Genomic DNA, 17,959 nt, shown 5'->3' on the forward strand with positions numbered 1-17,959 from the left:
TTAATGGTTTTTGTAACAGGAGCAACAGGAATTTTAGGCAGAGTCATCGTTCTCGAACTTCTGAAAAAAGGAAGAAAAGTACGTGCTGCCAAAAGGCCTTCAAGCAATATCGCCGAAGTAAAGCATTCTTATCAGTTTTATACTGAAAATCCGGACGGTTTTTTTAATCAAATCGAATGGGTTGATGTTGATTTTAACGATATTCATTCTATCGAGCTGGCTCTAAAAGATGTTACAGAAGTTTACCATTGTGCTGCAAAAGTGAGTTTTCATCCGAAAGATGAAAAAGAAATGGAGCACACCAATATCAAAGGCACAGAAAATTTGCTGTATGCCTGTGAAAATTCTACGGTTGAAAAATTTCTTCACGTAAGCTCTATTGCCGTTTTAGATTTATTGAATGAAAAAGGCGAGCTTGATGAAAGTTCTGATTTTAATGCAAAAGACGAGCATTCTGCGTATGCCATTTCAAAACATCTTTCTGAAATGGAAGTCTGGAGAGCTTCCGCAGAAGGTTTAAATACCATTATCATAAATCCAGGAATGATTATCGGAAGCGGAAACTGGGGCAAAAGCAGTGGTGATATTTTCCCTACTTTTGAGAAAAACAGTTTTACTTTTTCAGGTGGAACTAATTATGTGGATGTAAGAGATGTCGCTGAAATTGCAATTCAATTAATGGAAAAAAATACTTTCGGAGAACGATTTGTGATTGTTTCCGAAGGTAAAAGATATGCTGATTTAGGAAGACAGATTCGAACAAAATTAGGACTGAAGGAAGCTAAAATTCTTTCAAGATCTCAGCTGAATTTGGGAAGAGTTGCCAATATTCTTTTTGGATGGCTGATTCCTCAGTTAAGAATGATTACCAAAACGAATATCGAATCTATTTCGACAATGACCGAAATTTCCAATCAAAAAATAAAGGAAAAACTAAATTATCAGTTTATTCCTGTTTCAGAAAGCATCAACTTTCATCTCAACAATTATATTAACGACAAAAAGCTGAATAAAAACGAATGAATCTTGCAGAGGCAATCATCAGAAAAAATGTAGAAAAACATCCTTTAAAATCAGCGATTGGCTTTAAAAAAAAAGAAGGAGCGTGGAAGGAATTGAGCTGGAAGAAATTCAGCGAAATCATTTATAAAACAGCCAATTCACTGAGAAATGCAGGAATTCAGGAGAATGATAAAGTAGCCATCTATTCGGATAATTCTTCCGAATGGATGATCTTTGACTTAGCTGCAATGGCGATCGGGGCAATTACCGTTCCTATTTATTCAACAAATAATGCTGAACAGGCAGAATATATTATCAATGATTCCGGAGCGAAACTGATTTTAGCAGGAGATCAGTCTCAGTACGATGCTTGTCTGGATCTTGTAAAAAAAGAAGAAAGCACCCTTGAAACAATTATTGTTTCTAAAAAAGCAGTCTGGATCAAGAAAGAATTCAGCAGTTTTTATCTGGAAGATTTTATTGCTAAATCGTCGCCTAAATTAGAATTCTGCAAAAAAGAATATGATGAGGTTGCGACATTAATCTACACTTCAGGAACAACTGGAATACCAAAAGGAGTGATGTTGACCCACGGGAATTTCATCAAAGCTTTTGATGCACATTTTGAATTTTTTAAGTTTAAAAACTTCGAAGAAGAGCTTTCACTGGCATTTTTACCGTTGACGCATGTCTTTGAAAGAAGCTGGAGTTTGCTTTGTTTATATGGCGGCGCAAGAGTTTATTTTTTAGAAGATCCGAAGAACATTGCCAAAACTCTGGAGGAAGTAAAACCTACGATGATGTGTGCCGTACCAAGGTTTTTTCAAAAAATATATGCAGGAGTTTTAGAAAAAGCGGAAGAAGGTTCATCATTAAAAAAGAAAATTTTCGACTGGGCTTTGGAAACAGGTTGGCAAACTTCAGAATTAAGAAGAAATGAAAAACCAATTCCTTTTGATTTAAAAATAAAAGAAACTGTTGCTGATCTTTTGGTATTCAGTAAAGTAAAAGAAAAAATGGGCGGTAGGCTTTGGTTCTTGCCTTGTGGTGGAGCATCATTATCTCCGGAAGTAACCCGTTTTTTTGACTCGATGGGAATTCATGTTACGGTAGGATATGGTCTGACTGAAACGACAGCAACTTTAACATTATTTCCTTTAACCAAATTTGAACATGGAACAAGCGGAAAAACCCTTCCCGGAGTAGAAATCAGGATTGGTGAAAATGACGAAATTCAGGCAAAAGGAAACGGAATTATGAAAGGATACTACAACCGACCTGAAGAAACGGAAAAAGTTTTTACGAAAGACGGTTGGTTCAAAACCGGAGATGCAGGAAAGATAGACGCCAAAGGGAATCTTACCATTACAGACCGTTTAAAAGATCTGATGAAAACTTCCAACGGAAAATATATTGCGCCTCAGATGATTGAAAACCTTCTGACCAACAATAATTTCATTCAGCAGATTGTTTTGATAGCTGAAGGCAAACAGTTTGTTTCAGCTTTGATTGTTCCGAATTTTGAGTTTCTGAAAGGGTATTTAAAAAAGAAAAATATTCCGTTTACCAACTGGGAAGAAATCGTTGATAAAAAGGAAATTAATGATTTCTATAAAGAGAAAATAAAAGAAATTCAGCAACATCTTTCTGATTTTGAAAAAGTGAAAAAATTTACCTTAATGCCATCAGAATTTGAAATTAGCAACGGAGAAATCACACCGACTTTAAAAGTGAAAAGAAATATTGTGCTGAAAAAATATTCAGATGTAATTGAAAAAATGTATTAAAATTAACCATAAATTTTAACCACAAAAGTCACAAAAGATAAGTTTTGAGTTTAAGGTCTTTAAAGTGCAAAAAAAGAAAATTTTAATTTTTCACCTCTTTTTTGATCTTTATAAATCGTTTTTTTTTAACTTAAATTGAAAAATCTAATTAAAACTTTTGTGACTTTTGTGGTTAAAAAAACATTTACATAATGACAACAAACGATTTTTTAGGAAAAGAAAATTTTACGATACAGAATAAAACAGTTTCAGAAAGCTGTCCCTCAAATATTGCTCTGATTAAATATTGGGGAAAATATAAGGAGCAAATTCCTGCAAATCCGAGTATTAGTTTTACTTTGAATCATTGTAAAACAAATACAGAAATGGAATTTTTGGCAAACGAACAATTTTCTGTCCAGACTTTTTTAGCAGGAAATGAAGAAGTGAAATTTGCTGAGAAAATCGAAAAATATTTCAAAAATATAGAGAAATATCTTCCCTGGATTTTAAAAGGAAAATATATGATCAGAACAGAAAATACCTTTCCTCACAGTTCAGGAATTGCAAGTTCGGCTTCGGGTTTTGGAGCGATTGCAAAGTGTCTGATGAAATTAGATGAGTATTTTTCTTCCGACATCCATCATCCATCATCCAACACAACAAAAGCTTCATTTTTGGCAAGACTCGGAAGCGGAAGCGCATGCAGAAGCCTGTACAACGGATTAGTTGTCTGGGGAGAATCTGATGAGGTTGAAGGGAGTTCAGATTTATTTGCAGTAAAATATTCTGACGATGAAATTCATCCTGTTTTTAAAGATTTTAATGATTGGGTTTTGTTGATTCATGAAGGGGTAAAAAGTGTTTCCTCGACAGTAGGACATGGTTTGATGAATACCAATCCGTATGCGGAAAGAAGATTTCAGGAAGCGAGAGAAAATTTTGTTCCGATGAAAGCAATTCTGAAGTCCGGGAACATGGAAGAGTTCATCAAATTGGTGGAACATGAAGCTTTAACACTTCATGCCATGATGATGATGAGCGAACCAACTTTTATTCTGATGAAAACCGGAACTTTAGAAGTTATCAATAAAATTTGGGACTTTAGAAGAGAAACAAAACTACCATTATTTTTTACTTTGGACGCAGGAGCAAATGTTCATTTGCTTTTCCCGAATGATGGTTCTGAGGAGGAGGTAAAATCATTTATTGAAAAGGAGCTATTGCAGCACACTCAGAAAAATGGAGTAGTGAAGGATGTGATGAGGTTTTAATTAATATTTGTTTTAAACGTTAGATTGAATTTAAACATTTACTTTGTCATTCCGATTTTTATGACAAAGTGAGCGTTGATCTTTAATATTCAATCCTCCGTTACCACCGCATCACGTTCCCCGTCTTCCTCTTTTCCTTCCTGAATCATTTCTTCAGCTTCCTCTTTTTCTTTATGATTTGCTGTTTCAATACGTTCTTCCTGTTGGTCGTTTTTTTCATCAATAAAAAACTCACAATAAACTGGTAGATGGTCAGAACCGAAGTTTTCAAGGGTTTTTAGCTCTTCAATGAAAATATCTTCACTATGAAACATCAGATCAATAGGAAACCTGAAAAGCCTGTATTTCGCATGGAAAGTAGACACAAAAGCACGACCAACCCTCGGATCGATAAGTTCACTTGTTTTTCTGAATAAGATGGAAGATTTTGACCATGCTACATTGTTGAAATCTCCGACAACAATCACGGGTTTTTGTATTTCCGTCACTCTTTTGGCCACACTTAAAATATCTCCGTCTCTTTCTTTGGAGGTTTCTTCTTCAGTAGGACTCGGAGGTGGCGGATGAACGCCAAAAAATACAAACTCAAAACCTTCTTCAGTTTTTAAATGGGCTTCAATTGACGGAATGTCATCTGCCACAAAAAAATGCGTTTTTGAATCTTCAATTTTTATTTTTGAATAAAAATGCATTCCATAAGTATTTTCCAAAGTGACTTTATGCTGATACGGATAATCTTTTTCTAAGACCTGCAATGCGTTTTCCCAATGATTGTCGCTTTCCATCGTTAAAAACATTTCTGGCTTGTTTCGGTTGATGAGATCAATAAAACGATGAAATTCTGTATTAAACTGATAAACATTTGCCGAAATAAAATGAATTTTTTGTGATGAATGAGAATTTCTCTGATGTTTTTTTACAGGATAAAGCGGAGTGTATTTTACCAATGTAATTCCGTGATAAACAAACAGTACCAGTAAAAAAGCCTGAGAATACCAAAAATACTGATTTTTTTCAACGAAAAACCCAACACCGAAAAGAATAATCGTAAGATAAGTAATCTGAATTTTGCCAAAATCCGGCACACGGAAAATCCAGTGTGAACTTGGGATTTTTGGTAAGATGGTGAAAATGAATAATAAAGAGATGAAAATATAATAAAAGGTCAACATATTGTTCTAATAAAGTAATAAAAGTAAGATATTTTTGGCTTTTTTCAAGTTTAAATATTCTTAAAAATGTATAATTTACAGAGATCCGAAATAAAATTTTCATTAAATTTATCTGTTAAAACCTCAGAAATGAAAAAAATATTTTTTACAGTTCTTTTGTTTATCAATTGTTTCTGTTTTGCACAGACTTCAGATGAAACTCAGATTAAAGAAACCATCAATAATCTTTTTATCGGAATGAAAAATGCAGATGCAAAAATGGTAAATTCGGCCTTTTCTGACAATGCAATTCTACAGACTATTTCAAAAGAAGGAAATGTAAAAACGGAAGAACTGAAAAACTTTATTTCTTCCGTTTCCGGTTTTTCTAAAAATGATTTAGATGAAAAGATAAGCTATTTATCAATTCAGATCGATGGTAATCTTGCCAGTGTTTTTACACCTTATGAGTTTTATTTTAAAGGAAAATTTTCACATTGCGGGGCCAATAGTTTTCAGCTGGTACAGCAGAATAATACCTGGAAAATTCAATATTTAATCGATACAAGAAGAAAAGAAAACTGCAAAAAATAAATATTTATGAAAATTCATCATATCGCCATTATATGTTCAGATTACGAAGTTTCAAAAAAATTCTATACGGATGTTTTAGGATTAAATATTATTCGTGAAGTGTATCGTGAAGAACGGCAGTCTTATAAACTGGATTTAGCAATTGGAGATCATTACGTGATTGAATTATTTTCATTTCCGAATCCTCCAAAACGTCCTTCAAGACCTGAATCTTGTGGTTTGAGGCATTTGGCTTTTTCTGTAGAAAACGTTGGTGAAAAACGCCAGGAATTGATTAATAAAGGTTTAGATTGTGAAACAATCCGCATCGATGAATTCACAGGAAAAGAGTTTTTCTTTACACAGGATCCGGATAATTTACCATTGGAATTCTATGAAATATAAGTGTATACCAAATTCAAAATTCAATATTGAATGTTCAAAATTTGTAATTAAATCTTGAATTTCAAATATCAAATTCTAATGAGCGTACCCGGTAAAGAAACTCACCGCCATAATCGCCAGAACAATTGAAGAAATTACAACATACACGTAATCTTTTTCTTTCAGATAGCCGATTAATGCAAAGATAATTCTCATTAATGGTGTGAAAATCAGCATTAAGATTCCGAGTTGAATGATGGCCATTCCTTCGCCTTTGCAAAGCGTATCCCAAAAATGTCCCCAAACCTTTTCTGAAGACGTTCCCATGTCGAGCATCGTGTATTTTCGTGGCATTTTAAAACCCTCTGTAAAAAGCTTGATAAAACCAATCAGAGACGTTATAACCGATAAAATTACACCCAAACGGAGGAGATTTCCCACAGAACGGTTTAGATCTACATCAGTGAAGTTCTTTTTCATGAGAAATTGCTTCTAATACCGTTATACATCATGTAAACTGAAAGAATGGTGATCACAATAGCGAAAAAGGTCTTCAGTTTTTTCGTTTTTGAAACCATCAAAGTTTTAGAACCTATAAAACTTCCGACAACCACACCTACCAAAACCGGTGCTACAATCACGGGAATAATTTCTCCTCTTTGGAAATAGATCAGTGAACTTGCAACCGCCGTTACGCCGATCATAAAATTACTTGTCGTTGTAGAAACTTTAAATGGAAGTCGCATCATATTGTCCATCGCCAGAACTTTCAAAGCTCCGGAACCGATTCCTAAAAGTCCGGACATTGCTCCTGCAAACATCATCATAAAGAATCCAGGAACGGTATTTCTCGCAGCATAGCTTTTCACGATACCTTTGTCTGGAAAAGTTCCGTATAGTTTCAATTTATCTTCTAAACTTCCTTTAATCAGGGTTTCCTGATGGTCGGGTTTACCTTTAAGATTTAAAATAACAGTCAGCAAAAGAATACTAGCGAAGATGATTCCAATGGTATTTGGATTCAGCATTCCGGAAACCAAAGCTCCTACAATAGCACCTGAAGTGGTGGCAATTTCAAGAAACATCCCGATTCGCATATTGGTAAACCCTTCTTTTACGAAAGCTACGGCAGCTCCGGAAGAAGTTCCTATTACCGAAATCAATGAAGCGCCAATTGCATAATGCATAGGAACACCGAAACCAAGCGTTAATAAAGGGATAATGATAACTCCTCCTCCCAAACCGGTGAGTGAACCCAAAAGTCCGGCTGAGATAGCGCCAAGAAAAAGAATAATAATCTCCGACATGCTACAAATATAAAACTATTGCGGTTTTCGGGCAAACATTCATCCAAGATTATTTTTTGCCGTATTTTTGCACCATGGAAACTTCTATGAAACTGTTTTACATGATCCTCGGAGCTACTCCGAAAGGCAGAAATATTGAGCAACATGACGTATTTTTCGGCATTGCAGAAGATCTGAAAGAGCTCGTCCCCGACATTAAAGAGTTCTGGAAAGAAGCAGACGGAAAAATTCATTTGGATGCTTATCAGGAAGTGAAATTTGCAGATGGTTTTGAAGTGAAAATTGTAGAAAAAGGAGAAAAGGCTTCTGAGAATCAACTGTACTTTATCAATTTAGGCGGATATAAAAAAGGATATTTTGAAGAGTTTCACGAACAGCATTTGATGGTGGGAACTTCAATGGCTGAGATTGTGAAGAAGGCAAAACAAACTGAGTTTTACAAAACCATGGGTTTTGAAGGAGCTGTAAGCCACATCGACGATAAACACGGTGTTGATATTGATGATATTTTTAATGTAAATGATATTCTTCCCGAAAAAATGAAAGAAAAGTATTCTATTATTTTAACAAAATCTGATGAAGAAAATCAGGAAAATATGATGGGATTGGGATATTTGAAAATTGATAAAATATAAAATGCAAAGCACTATTTGCTGAGTGAAACACCTTTGTGAACTTAAAATATGCACACAAATAGTAAAAAAATCATTGCGCAGATTGCGGTTAAATAAATTTAAAATCTAATAAAAAATCAAAATAAAAAATGAAAATAGGAATTTTAGGAGGCGGTCAGTTAGGACGAATGCTGATTCAGGAAGCGTTGAAATATGATGATGAATTCTATACTTTAGATCCGGCATCAGATGCGCCTTGTCATAATATTTCATATTTTACACAAGGGAATTTCAATGATTATGATACCGTTTTAGAATTCGGAAAAGATAAAGATGTTGTCACGATTGAAATTGAGCACGTGAATGCAGATGCTTTGGCCGAACTTGAAAATCAGGGTGTCAAAGTTGTTCCGAATTCTCAGATTATTAAAACGATTCAGCAAAAAATTCTTCAGAAGAAATTTTATGAAGAAAACAATATTCCGAGTCCTGAATTTGAAATTATGGATGGAAGTTCAGACGAAATAAAAATGCCGCTTCCTTTCGTACAAAAAATGAACACAGGAGGTTATGACGGAAAAGGAGTTCAGGTGATTCGTACGAATGAAGACATGAAAAACCTTTGGACTCAGGATTCCGTTCTGGAAAAACTGGTGGACATCGATAAAGAACTTTCGGTGATTGTTGCAAGAAACGAAAACGGAGAAACACAAACTTTTCCTGTAACGGAAATGGTGGCTGATCCGAAATTAAACCTGCTTGATTTCAATGTTTGTCCGGTTCATTTAACGGAAGAAATTGAAGAGCAGATTGATTCTATTACTGAAAAATTCCTTACAGCTGTAAATTCTCCCGGACTTTTTGCGATTGAATTATTTTTAGATAAAGAAGGAAAAGTCTGGGTCAATGAAACGGCTCCGAGATTACACAATTCCGGACATCAAAGTCAGGAAGGAAATGCCAATTCACAGTTTGAGCAAATGTACCGTGTCGTAAAAAATCTTCCTTTGGCAGATACCGATGCGATTATTTACAGCGGAATGCTGAATTTGGTAGGTGCAGAAGGATTTTCAGGGAAAGTAATTTATGAAGGAATGGAAGAAGTTTTAAAGCTTCCGGAAACGTACATTCATCTTTACGGAAAGACAGAAACCAAGCCGGGAAGAAAAATGGGACACATCAATGTTTTAGCAGATTCGAGAGAAGAACTGATGGAGAAACTGATTCAGGTAAAAGCGATGGTGAGAGTGATTGCTTAAACTGTTTAAATATATTGAAAAAGACTGCCCAAAAGCAGTCTTTTTTTATTTTGAAACAATTTTCGGCAAATCAATTGTCCATTTTTTTTCGATAGAATTCCATAATAAATAAGGTCCTCCTAAACCGTCATCGTAAAACAATTCATAATTTCCTTTTTCATCTTTTCTGTAGACAGGTTTTGAGTGATTGTCTTTTTCTAACCCTAATTGCTCCAAAGTCTGCCAATCATTTTCTTCAGGAAGTTTATAGCTGTTCTTTCGGTAGTTTTCGATGTTTTCAATGATTCCATTTCCAGTTTTTATATCCGATTTTCTGGTTATTTCTATAGGAAGATTCCAGTAAATGGTGATTGCTAAAATAATTAAAACGATTATTGATAGGGAGATGATGAGAGTTTTTTTCATTATTTAATATCTTTCGATTTTACAAGAGTATCTTTTTTATAATTATAAGTCATATAGCCACCCAATGCAGGAGAATAGACCGAAAATTCTTCAAGTTTTGTAAAAGGAGCATATAATCTAAAAGTACAAATATCGGTTGCTGAAATAAAAGGATTTGTTTTTAAATGGCTGTGTGTAGACATCGTCATTATGCTTCCTTCTGGCATTGCTGTCATTGTAGGGATCAATCTTGAATGAAATTTTTTGTTCGAGATAATATTTCCTTCTTTGTCTGTTACAAAAAGATAATCATTTCCAAAAGGAATAACATTAGATTCTGAAGCGCCTGTAATAATATAGTTTTTATAATTTGTTTCGAAAGGAATGGTAATAATATTCAGGCTAAAACCTTCAGGAGCGCCAACTTGATATTTAGGATCAGATAATTGTGAAATTAATTTTGCACGGATATTTTTCAATGCGGCCTCATCAGAATTCAAATTTCTTTGAGATATATTTTCTTTTACAGGTTTTTTAGAATTATTTTTAAAAGAATATTCTGCAATCACTAAACTTTTATCTTTATTTAAAATAACAGTTTTTACCGTATCATTGCTTTTGTAAGTAATATACCCTCCAAAATTTTTACTTATTTTTTTATTTGCTTTTGCAAGGTCTGTAGATTGCCATGAAGAATTTTCTAATAAAAAAAGAAGGTTTCCCTCGGCTTTTATGGAATCAAGTTTTTTATTGATTTCAGAATCTGTGTATTTTATATCTTGAGCTAAATGTAATGATGAGATTAGTATTAAAACTAAAAAAAATATTTGTTTCATGGTTGTTAGGAATTAATATTATCCGAATTAAATTTATACAAAATTTTATTAAACGTCCTCAATCTTTTTCCTTTTAAAAAGCTCTTTATTATAATTAATAATAAAAACTCCGACGATAATCAAAACTGCCGCAATGATAAATTTAGCAGAAATTTTCTCATTTAAAATTAACCAGCTTAAAAATATAGAAATAATCGTATTGACGTAAGCTAAAATTGAAACCTGAACCGGAGAAACCCTCGTTAAAGCATAATGAAACGCAAAAAATGCTGCAACAGAACCGAAAACAGCGAGATAGATCATTGCTGAAATACTTTTTATGCTCCAGTTTTCGAAATGATAAGATTCTGAGAACAGAAAAGCAAAACAAAGCTGCACAATTCCGGCAAAAATAAACTGATAGAAAAGATTCAGCGAGATATTCCGGCTTTGGATATTCAGTTTTTTGGTGAAAATAGTTCCTGAAGCCCAACCTCCGATGGCAATGAAAAGATAGATAATTCCCATCCTGTAATCAGGATTTGCCATATCAGCTAAACCATCCCAGAAAATAAATAAAATTCCGCTGAAACAGAGTAAAACTCCCAAAAACGCTCTGATCGTAAATTTCTGCAATCCGATCGCAACACTTCCAAGAAAAACAACAATAGGCGAACAGGCGCTGATCAATGAAGTCAGGCTGCTCGTCACTTCTTCTTCAGCAACAGTCGTCATTCCGTTGGCTATAATCAGCATCAGCGTTGAAAATATAAGTTGATACCCTAAATTTGTCCAGCCAATCCATTTGAATTCATTTTTGCTTAAAAGAATCACCATCATAATCATGGCTGCCAAAAACTGACGAATCCCGGCAACAAACCAGGCCGGAATGGTTTCTACAGCAACCCGAATGGCAAGAAATGTTGTGCCCCAAACGATGGCGACGGTAAAAATAGCTAATGTGAGTTTGTAATTCTTCAAAGTATAGAGAAATCGAGTTGTAAAGATAAGATTTTCTTGTTGTGAATGGTCAATTTTGCATCGCAAGTCAATTGTGAATTTACATATTCATTATCTGTCATAGTTGGATAATTTGGGTTTCTTTTGCTGAATGAAATGCCTTTGCGAACCATTAAAATATTAAGTGGTAAAAAAGCTTTGCGAATCTTTGTGTTAAAAACAAAGATGATGACAAATAGTGGCAATGAAATTAAATTTAAAATTCACAGCGAAGCAAATTGACAATTCACCATTCAACATTCACTTCTAAAATCCTTATCTTTGAAGAATCTAATAAACGAAAGAAAAATGGTAGGAATCATCATGGGAAGTCAGAGCGACTTACCGATCATGGAACAGGCAGCAACTTTTTTAAAATCTCTGGATATTCCTTACGAACTGACGGTTGTTTCGGCGCACAGAACTCCCGAAAGAATGTTCGATTATGCAAAAACAGCAAAAGAAAGAGGTCTTAAAGTAATTATTGCCGGAGCAGGCGGAGCGGCTCATCTTCCGGGAATGGTGGCAAGCTGTACAACTTTGCCGGTTATCGGGGTTCCGATTTTATCGAGCAATTCTATTGACGGGTGGGATTCTGTTTTATCAATTTTGCAGATGCCGGGAGGAATTCCTGTCGCAACAGTTGCTCTGAACGGAGCTTTAAATGCTGGAATTTTAGCCACAAAAATTTTAGGAACTGCCGATGAAAAGATTGCTGAAAATCTTCAGAAATATCAGGATTCTTTGAAAGATAAAGTTTTAGGAACGGTAAATGACATCAAAAATCAGCATCCTAATCATTTTGATCATTAAAAGTGAACTGACTCAGATATAAATAAACCTCACAACTCGTGAGGTTTATCTTTTTATTTTTTAATGAATTTGAATGGATGTATTTTATCTTTTGTGATGATTTGTAAAATGTAATTTCCAGGAACGAGACTATTTACATCAATATTTTCTTTATTTAAAATGTTCTGATCCAAAATTCGTCCGCTTGCATCAATGATTTTATAGCTAACATTTGAACTTTTTAAATTTTTGATATAAATAAAATCTGTAACAGGATTTGGATATATGTTTACACTGTTTGATAAAGAGGTCTCATTGGTTTTTAACACACAGCTTCCTAGAACATCTCCTGAAAAGATCCAGCCTTTACTGATTAAAATATTCCTTTTAGAATCGACATTAGAAGCATATTGCATCGGCTGAAGGTTATTGATTAGCACATTATTCGATGTGTTGGGATTATCTGCCCATCCTAAAAGTGTTGCGCTGTAATTTTCACAGTTCACCGCTGATCCTCCGAAGATTCCGTTTGCATTTTCCAAGGAAGAAATATTCCAGTTGCCGAGCGGTTGATTGAAAGACTGGGTCTGGCCAAACATTGAGCCCATTTTTTTCACTTTACTTACATCCCACATTTCCAAAGGCTGATTAAATGACTGAGTATTAGCAAAAACTCCATTCATATTGACGACTTCAGAGGTATCCCAATTATTCAAGGGTTGATTAAAAGCCGCAGTTGAAGAAAACATATTGTTGATATATCTAAGATTAGAAGTGTTCCAGCTGTTCAGTGGTTGATTATAATCAATACAGGCAGTAAACATCCATGCTGTCGTGAATACATTAGAAATATCCCATGAGCTGATATTTTGGTTAAAAATTCCTCTACCTGTAAACATATAGCTAAGATTAGTGGCAGCAGAAACATCCCAGTTATTCAGGTTGGGTGGATTGAATGCGGCAAGTGAGGGAGAATATATCTGCCCCGGAAGGTGCTGTAGAGCAAACATAAAACTGAAATTCTGAATTGTTGATGTATCCCAGTTCTGCATAAAATCATTACCTGCGAAAGCATTTGCTCTGTAAAACATTAATGAAGCATCGGTAACATTGCTCAAATTCGGTGAGTCTGTGGCGGTCATTTCCACTCTCTGGCAATTGGCAAATGCTGCATTCATAGAAGTCCATTCTATATTTCCCCACTGTTCAATGGTAAGAAGTTTATCTGCACTTCCTTTCATCTGTAATTGAGGTAAAAGAACATCTGCAGAAAAATCCATGATCTGATGTGTTGCAAATTTTATTTGTTGAAAAGTACCGTTTCCGTTTGAAACTCTTACACGGTATGTCGTATTTGATCCATCTTCTCTTACTGGAGTACCAAAATCAATTAAAATCTGACCGGTTGAGGTTACATTCTCCATAATCCCATGATGTTGAGGAAAACCAATTTCTTCCCATTGAATGGTGTAATTTGTTCCTGTTCCGGGAAACCATATCTGATTGGAAGTGGCTTGCGACGGTGCATCTACCGTTACAACAGGTGTTGATGTAATTCCGGGCTGCCAAACGGTGATGAATTCATTCTGAGCATTTGCTGTTTGCATGAAAATAACAGAAATAAAAAGTAAAAGTCTTTTAAGCATATCAATATTTTGTGAAATATAAAGGTACGAAAAATAAAAAAAGACTCACCAATTTGGTGAGTCTATATTGTTTTATTCCTGCATCATATTGTCTCGGGTGTTCTTCTGAACGGCGATGGCTCCAAATAAAGCAAGAAGATAGGCAAAGCCATAAAAACCTTTTTCACTTGGTAGAATGGTGGCATTCCAGAGTCCGATAATGAGTAAAACAATTGATGATATGGTTGCAAACCAACAGATTCCGTAATAGATGTCTGTTACTTTGATGTTTTCCATTCTGTCGCGTACTGCTTTTTGTAAAGAAACTACTGCAAACAAACCGTAAAGAAGGATGGTGAAGTAATATCCTTTTTCATTCAGTTCCATTTCTGCTCTTGCCAATCCTACGATAAATCCGACCATTCCTGCTCCTAAAGCGATCCAAGAGGCCGCAATAAATGCATTAGAGACTCCCTGTTTTTTCATTAATTGTAATTTTTCTGTTTATTATTAACTCAAATATATGTTTTTTTGAATTGATGCAGAGATTTATTTCCTCTTCGTTTGAAAATATTTTTCTCAATTTGAAAATGATAACATACTTATTTAGCCCTGATAGAAGCGACATCCTTTTTTTGCAAAAGGTAAGCAGAGGCAAAAAAGATATAGCGGATAGCAGGATTAAGCTCCTAAAAATACTGAAAGCAAATTTTATTGTGCAATGTACTCGTAATTGTATTTTACGTAATTATTGCCGTTTGTGTCTTTTCCGATAACCTGACTTGGCAACTGAGCACTGTTGTACTGAATATCATAGATCACTTGTTGATTTTGCACCCAATTGCCGGCGTTGTCTTTGAAACTGATTCTTTCCGAAGCATAATTGTTTTTGCTTAAAGCATACGCACCGCCCATCATTATTCTAAAATATTTGTTGGTGAAAGTGAACGGATTCAGTTGATTGTCATACAAATACTCATGCTTGGTAGATATAGGAATAGTGCCACCCATTTCTGAAGTTTCCAGTGTGATGTTGTCACCGTTGTATGTGTAGTTTGAAACACTCGGATTACTGCAGTCTGCGGTCTGGCAAAGGGTAGAAGTAGCTACTTTTCCGTTATTGTAGGTATAGTTTATTGTTCTGTTAAAATCAGGATTGCTGTAGATTGCTTTTACATTCTGAAGTTGGTCTCCGCTGTATGTATAAAGTGAATAATATTCTAACGTGCCGTCTGTTTTGTAATAATTTGTCTTTACAGGCTTTCCTGATGAATCGTATTCGTTGGTTGAATTTCTTCCTGCAGTCGTTGTTTTTATTAATTGTCCCTGATTATTATACTGTAACGTTGAAACGGTCGTTTCCGGATTGGAGGGATTGTCATAATAAACGGTGGTGACTTTGCTCAACAGAATTTTAGGCTCTGCAATGGGATCAATAATCATCTCGTTTTCATCTGTACTGTTGCAGCTGTTTAAAAAGACAACTGAGCTCACTAAGCCAAGGAAAAAATACTTCTTCATTCTTATTTTTTAATTTTTCAAAAATAAGAATTCCTTATTGACTTTAGAAGGAATATAAATAAAAAATCCCACTATTTTGAATAATGGGATTTTATTTTTATATGAGATCCTTCGACAAGCTCAGGATGACAATTTTTAGTATCTGTAATACTCAGGTTTGAAAGGTCCTTTCACGTCAACACCGATGTATTCAGCCTGTTCAGGAGAAAGAGTTTCCAATTCTACGCTTAATTTCTTAAGGTGAAGCGCTGCAACTTTTTCATCTAAATGTTTTGGCAACATATACACTTCGTTTCCGTAAGCTTCAGAGTTGTTCCAAAGTTCGATCTGAGCCAAAGTCTGGTTAGAGAAAGAGTTAGACATTACAAAAGATGGGTGACCAGTTGCACAACCTAAGTTTACCAATCTACCTTCAGCAAGAATGATTACTTCTTTACCTTCTTCTAAAGTATAGATGTCAACCTGAGGTTTCACTTCAGATTTTGTGTGACCGTAGTTTTCGTTCAGCCAAGCCATATCGATTTCGTTATCGAAGTGACCGATGTTACAAACGATCGCTTTGTCTTTTAATTTTAAGAAATGCTCTTTTCTTACGATATTGAAGTTACCGGTAGTCGTAATTACGATATCTGCGTTATCCACAACAGTATCTAATCTTTTTACTTCATAACCGTCCATTGCAGCCTGAAGCGCACAAATCGGATCGATCTCAGTAACCGTAACAATAGAACCCGCTCCTCTGAAAGATGCAGCAGTACCTTTACCAACGTCTCCGTATCCGCAAACTACCACTCTTTTTCCGGCCAACATGACATCGGTCGCTCTTCTTACAGCATCTACTGCAGATTCTTTACATCCGTATTTGTTGTCGAATTTAGATTTAGTAACAGAATCATTTACGTTGATTGCAGGCATTACCAAAGTTCCGTTCTTCATTCTTTCGTACAATCTGTGAACTCCGGTTGTAGTTTCTTCAGAAAGTCCTTTAATATCTTTTGTGAATTCTGGATATTTATCAAAAACCATGTTCGTTAAATCTCCACCATCATCCAAAATCATGTTCAATGGTTTTCTGTCTTCACCGAAAAATAACGTCTGCTCAATACACCAGTCGAATTCCTCTTCATTAAGACCTTTCCAAGCGTAAACAGGGATTCCTGCAGCAGCAATTGCAGCAGCAGCGTGATCCTGTGTAGAGAAAATATTACAAGAAGACCAGGTAACTTCAGCTCCTAAAGCTACCAAAGTCTCGATAAGCACAGCCGTTTGGATAGTCATGTGAAGACATCCTGCGATTCTTGCACCTTTAAGCGGTTGAGATGGTCCGTATTCTTCGCGGATTGCCATTAAACCCGGCATTTCTGCCTCAGCCAAAGTAATTTCTTTTCTTCCCCATTCTGCAAGGGAAATGTCCTTAACTTTATAAGGAACGTATTGTGTTGTTGTACTCATATCGTATGAATATTTTTATTTCAAATTTTAAAACGCAAAATTACAACTAATAATTAAGATAAAAAAACGGCTGAAAAATCGGGAATATGAGATATTGTAGCCTTAAATTTATTTATTTTAAATCTAAATAGTGTATTTTTGTGGTAGATAAATCTATTTATGAATCATACAAATACTCAGGAAGAAGCAAAAAGACAGGCAAAGCCACTTGCTCCAAAAGTGAAAGAACTTATTGAAAGAAGTAACAGTGTTATTCTTGCAACGGTAGATGCAGAAGGAACTCCGAATTCAAGCTATGCACCATTTGTACAGGTAGGAAATACATTTTACATTCTGGTTTCTTTTATGGCAAAACATACAAAGAATCTTGCAGACGGAAGAAAAACTTCGGTGATGTTCATCGAAGACGAATCTGCTACAAAGCAAATTTATGTGAGAGAAAGATTAACAATCGAAGCTTCGACTTCGCAGATTGAAAGAGATTCTGAAGTCTGGAATACAGTAGTTTCTCAATTAAAAGAAACGCACGGTAAAGTAGTAGATGTTATTGCTGAAATGAAAGATTTTATCTTAATCGGTCTTCATCCAACGAAAGGTTCTTATGTAAACGGTTTCGGAAGTGCCTATTTCGTAGATGAAAATCTTGAAATTATGGAGCACAGAAACGATCAGAATCACCAATCGAAATAAGCTGGGAGATGGAAGCTGGATGCGGGAAGTTTTACTACTAACTGTTTTAGTTTTCTTTGCTTTAAATAATATTGAATTCACTTGAGCCTTAGGATTTAAGTGAATTTTTATTTTGTCTAAAATTTTGCGCTTCGTTTGTCATGCTGAAAGCATCTAAGCAATATTAAAACTAAGTATTGAGATGCTTTCAGCATGACAAACTGTATGTTAAAATATAATTTAAAACCCGTAGTGCATTATCACACAATAGCTATTTTAATATTATTCATTTTTCTTTTATAAACAAAAACATTTATGAATTGGATAAATGTGAGTGTCATTATTTTACTTAGTATTCTTGTTTTGAATCCA

Annotated in this window: 19 protein-coding genes; 9 read left to right on the forward strand and 10 right to left on the reverse strand. The window is 34.9% G+C overall.

Annotation, left to right across the window (positions count from 1 at the left end; all coding sequences use genetic code 11):
* Positions 1–3 precede the first annotated feature (3 nt).
* The 3 genes from BA768_RS13655 to BA768_RS13665 all read left to right on the forward strand — a co-directional run bounded on the left by BA768_RS13655 (position 4) and on the right by BA768_RS13665 (position 4,042).
* On the forward strand, positions 4–1,023 hold the full coding sequence (locus BA768_RS13655; RefSeq protein WP_065721207.1) for an NAD-dependent epimerase/dehydratase family protein: 1,020 nt from the start codon (positions 4–6) through the stop codon (positions 1,021–1,023).
* Complete coding sequence (locus BA768_RS13660; RefSeq protein WP_065721208.1) at positions 1,020–2,789, forward strand: AMP-dependent synthetase/ligase; 1,770 nt, start codon at positions 1,020–1,022, stop codon at positions 2,787–2,789. The genes BA768_RS13655 and BA768_RS13660 overlap by 4 nt, the downstream gene beginning before the upstream one ends.
* Positions 2,790–2,980: 191 nt before the next feature.
* Complete coding sequence (locus BA768_RS13665; protein WP_065721209.1) at positions 2,981–4,042, forward strand: diphosphomevalonate/mevalonate 3,5-bisphosphate decarboxylase family protein; 1,062 nt, start codon at positions 2,981–2,983, stop codon at positions 4,040–4,042.
* Positions 4,043–4,131: 89 nt separating this feature from the next.
* Here BA768_RS13665 and BA768_RS13670 read toward each other — a convergent pair whose 3' ends face one another.
* Complete coding sequence (locus BA768_RS13670) at positions 4,132–5,214, reverse strand: endonuclease/exonuclease/phosphatase family protein (protein ID WP_065721210.1); 1,083 nt, start codon at positions 5,212–5,214, stop codon at positions 4,132–4,134.
* A 129-nt stretch (positions 5,215–5,343) separates the two neighbouring features.
* Between BA768_RS13670 and BA768_RS13675 the strand changes: the two genes are divergently transcribed.
* Together BA768_RS13675 and BA768_RS13680 are read left to right on the forward strand one after the other, a co-directional pair.
* Entirely contained in the window at positions 5,344–5,787 is a 444-nt protein-coding gene (locus BA768_RS13675; RefSeq protein ID WP_065721223.1) for a nuclear transport factor 2 family protein, read from the forward strand.
* Between the two features lie 6 nt (positions 5,788–5,793).
* Positions 5,794–6,171 (forward strand): VOC family protein, encoded by a 378-nt coding sequence (locus BA768_RS13680; protein WP_065721211.1) that lies wholly within the window; start codon positions 5,794–5,796, stop codon positions 6,169–6,171.
* A 75-nt stretch (positions 6,172–6,246) separates the two neighbouring features.
* On the opposite strand, the gene BA768_RS13685 is transcribed toward BA768_RS13680, so the two are convergent.
* Entirely contained in the window at positions 6,247–6,630 is a 384-nt protein-coding gene (locus BA768_RS13685) for a DUF1634 domain-containing protein (protein ID WP_065721212.1), read from the reverse strand.
* Positions 6,627–7,457, reverse strand: a complete 831-nt coding sequence (locus BA768_RS13690; protein WP_034674331.1) for a sulfite exporter TauE/SafE family protein — start codon at positions 7,455–7,457, stop codon at positions 6,627–6,629. Before BA768_RS13690 ends, BA768_RS13685 begins: the two co-directional genes overlap by 4 nt.
* A gap of 86 nt (positions 7,458–7,543) precedes the next feature.
* Here BA768_RS13690 and BA768_RS13695 point away from each other — a divergent pair, with 86 nt between their 5' ends.
* Both BA768_RS13695 and BA768_RS13700 read left to right on the forward strand, forming a co-directional pair.
* Positions 7,544–8,092, forward strand: a complete 549-nt coding sequence (locus BA768_RS13695; protein WP_065721224.1) for a DUF1543 domain-containing protein — start codon at positions 7,544–7,546, stop codon at positions 8,090–8,092.
* Between the two features lie 128 nt (positions 8,093–8,220).
* Positions 8,221–9,330, forward strand: coding sequence for a 5-(carboxyamino)imidazole ribonucleotide synthase (locus BA768_RS13700; protein WP_065721213.1), 1,110 nt, complete (start codon positions 8,221–8,223; stop codon positions 9,328–9,330).
* Between the two features lie 45 nt (positions 9,331–9,375).
* On the opposite strand, the gene BA768_RS13705 is transcribed toward BA768_RS13700, so the two are convergent.
* From BA768_RS13705 to BA768_RS13715, 3 genes are read right to left on the reverse strand one after another with little or no spacing between them, the layout of a single operon-like run.
* Positions 9,376–9,735 (reverse strand): hypothetical protein, encoded by a 360-nt coding sequence (locus BA768_RS13705; protein ID WP_065721214.1) that lies wholly within the window; start codon positions 9,733–9,735, stop codon positions 9,376–9,378.
* Positions 9,735–10,550 carry a hypothetical protein gene (locus BA768_RS13710; protein ID WP_065721215.1) on the reverse strand — a complete coding sequence of 272 codons (816 nt, stop codon included), beginning with the start codon at positions 10,548–10,550 and terminating at the stop codon, positions 9,735–9,737. Before BA768_RS13710 ends, BA768_RS13705 begins: the two co-directional genes overlap by 1 nt.
* 48 nt (positions 10,551–10,598) lie before the next feature.
* Entirely contained in the window at positions 10,599–11,510 is a 912-nt protein-coding gene (locus tag BA768_RS13715) for a DMT family transporter (protein WP_065721216.1), read from the reverse strand.
* 327 nt (positions 11,511–11,837) lie between these two features.
* Here BA768_RS13715 and purE point away from each other — a divergent pair, with 327 nt between their 5' ends.
* Positions 11,838–12,341 (forward strand): 5-(carboxyamino)imidazole ribonucleotide mutase, encoded by a 504-nt coding sequence (gene purE, locus BA768_RS13720; RefSeq protein WP_034674337.1) that lies wholly within the window; start codon positions 11,838–11,840, stop codon positions 12,339–12,341.
* A gap of 53 nt (positions 12,342–12,394) precedes the next feature.
* Here the strand turns inward: purE and BA768_RS13725 are convergent, their stop codons facing one another.
* From BA768_RS13725 to ahcY, 4 genes are all read right to left on the reverse strand, one after another.
* On the reverse strand, positions 12,395–13,966 hold the full coding sequence (locus BA768_RS13725; RefSeq protein ID WP_065721217.1) for a BspA family leucine-rich repeat surface protein: 1,572 nt from the start codon (positions 13,964–13,966) through the stop codon (positions 12,395–12,397).
* 72 nt (positions 13,967–14,038) lie between these two features.
* Positions 14,039–14,431: an inner membrane protein YiaA gene (gene yiaA, locus BA768_RS13730; RefSeq protein ID WP_065721218.1), complete on the reverse strand. Its 393-nt coding sequence runs from the start codon at positions 14,429–14,431 to the stop codon at positions 14,039–14,041.
* 225 nt (positions 14,432–14,656) lie between these two features.
* Positions 14,657–15,466: a hypothetical protein gene (locus BA768_RS13735; RefSeq protein WP_065721219.1), complete on the reverse strand. Its 810-nt coding sequence runs from the start codon at positions 15,464–15,466 to the stop codon at positions 14,657–14,659.
* A 135-nt stretch (positions 15,467–15,601) separates the two neighbouring features.
* Positions 15,602–16,918, reverse strand: coding sequence for an adenosylhomocysteinase (ahcY, locus tag BA768_RS13740; protein ID WP_065721220.1), 1,317 nt, complete (start codon positions 16,916–16,918; stop codon positions 15,602–15,604).
* Between the two features lie 159 nt (positions 16,919–17,077).
* Between ahcY and BA768_RS13745 the strand changes: the two genes are divergently transcribed.
* Positions 17,078–17,608 carry a HugZ family protein gene (locus tag BA768_RS13745; RefSeq protein ID WP_065721221.1) on the forward strand — a complete coding sequence of 177 codons (531 nt, stop codon included), beginning with the start codon at positions 17,078–17,080 and terminating at the stop codon, positions 17,606–17,608.
* The last annotated feature ends 351 nt before the right edge of the window (positions 17,609–17,959 follow it).

Source organism: Chryseobacterium sp. CBo1, assembly GCF_001693475.1.
In the GTDB taxonomy this organism is placed as follows: domain Bacteria; phylum Bacteroidota; class Bacteroidia; order Flavobacteriales; family Weeksellaceae; genus Chryseobacterium; species Chryseobacterium formosense.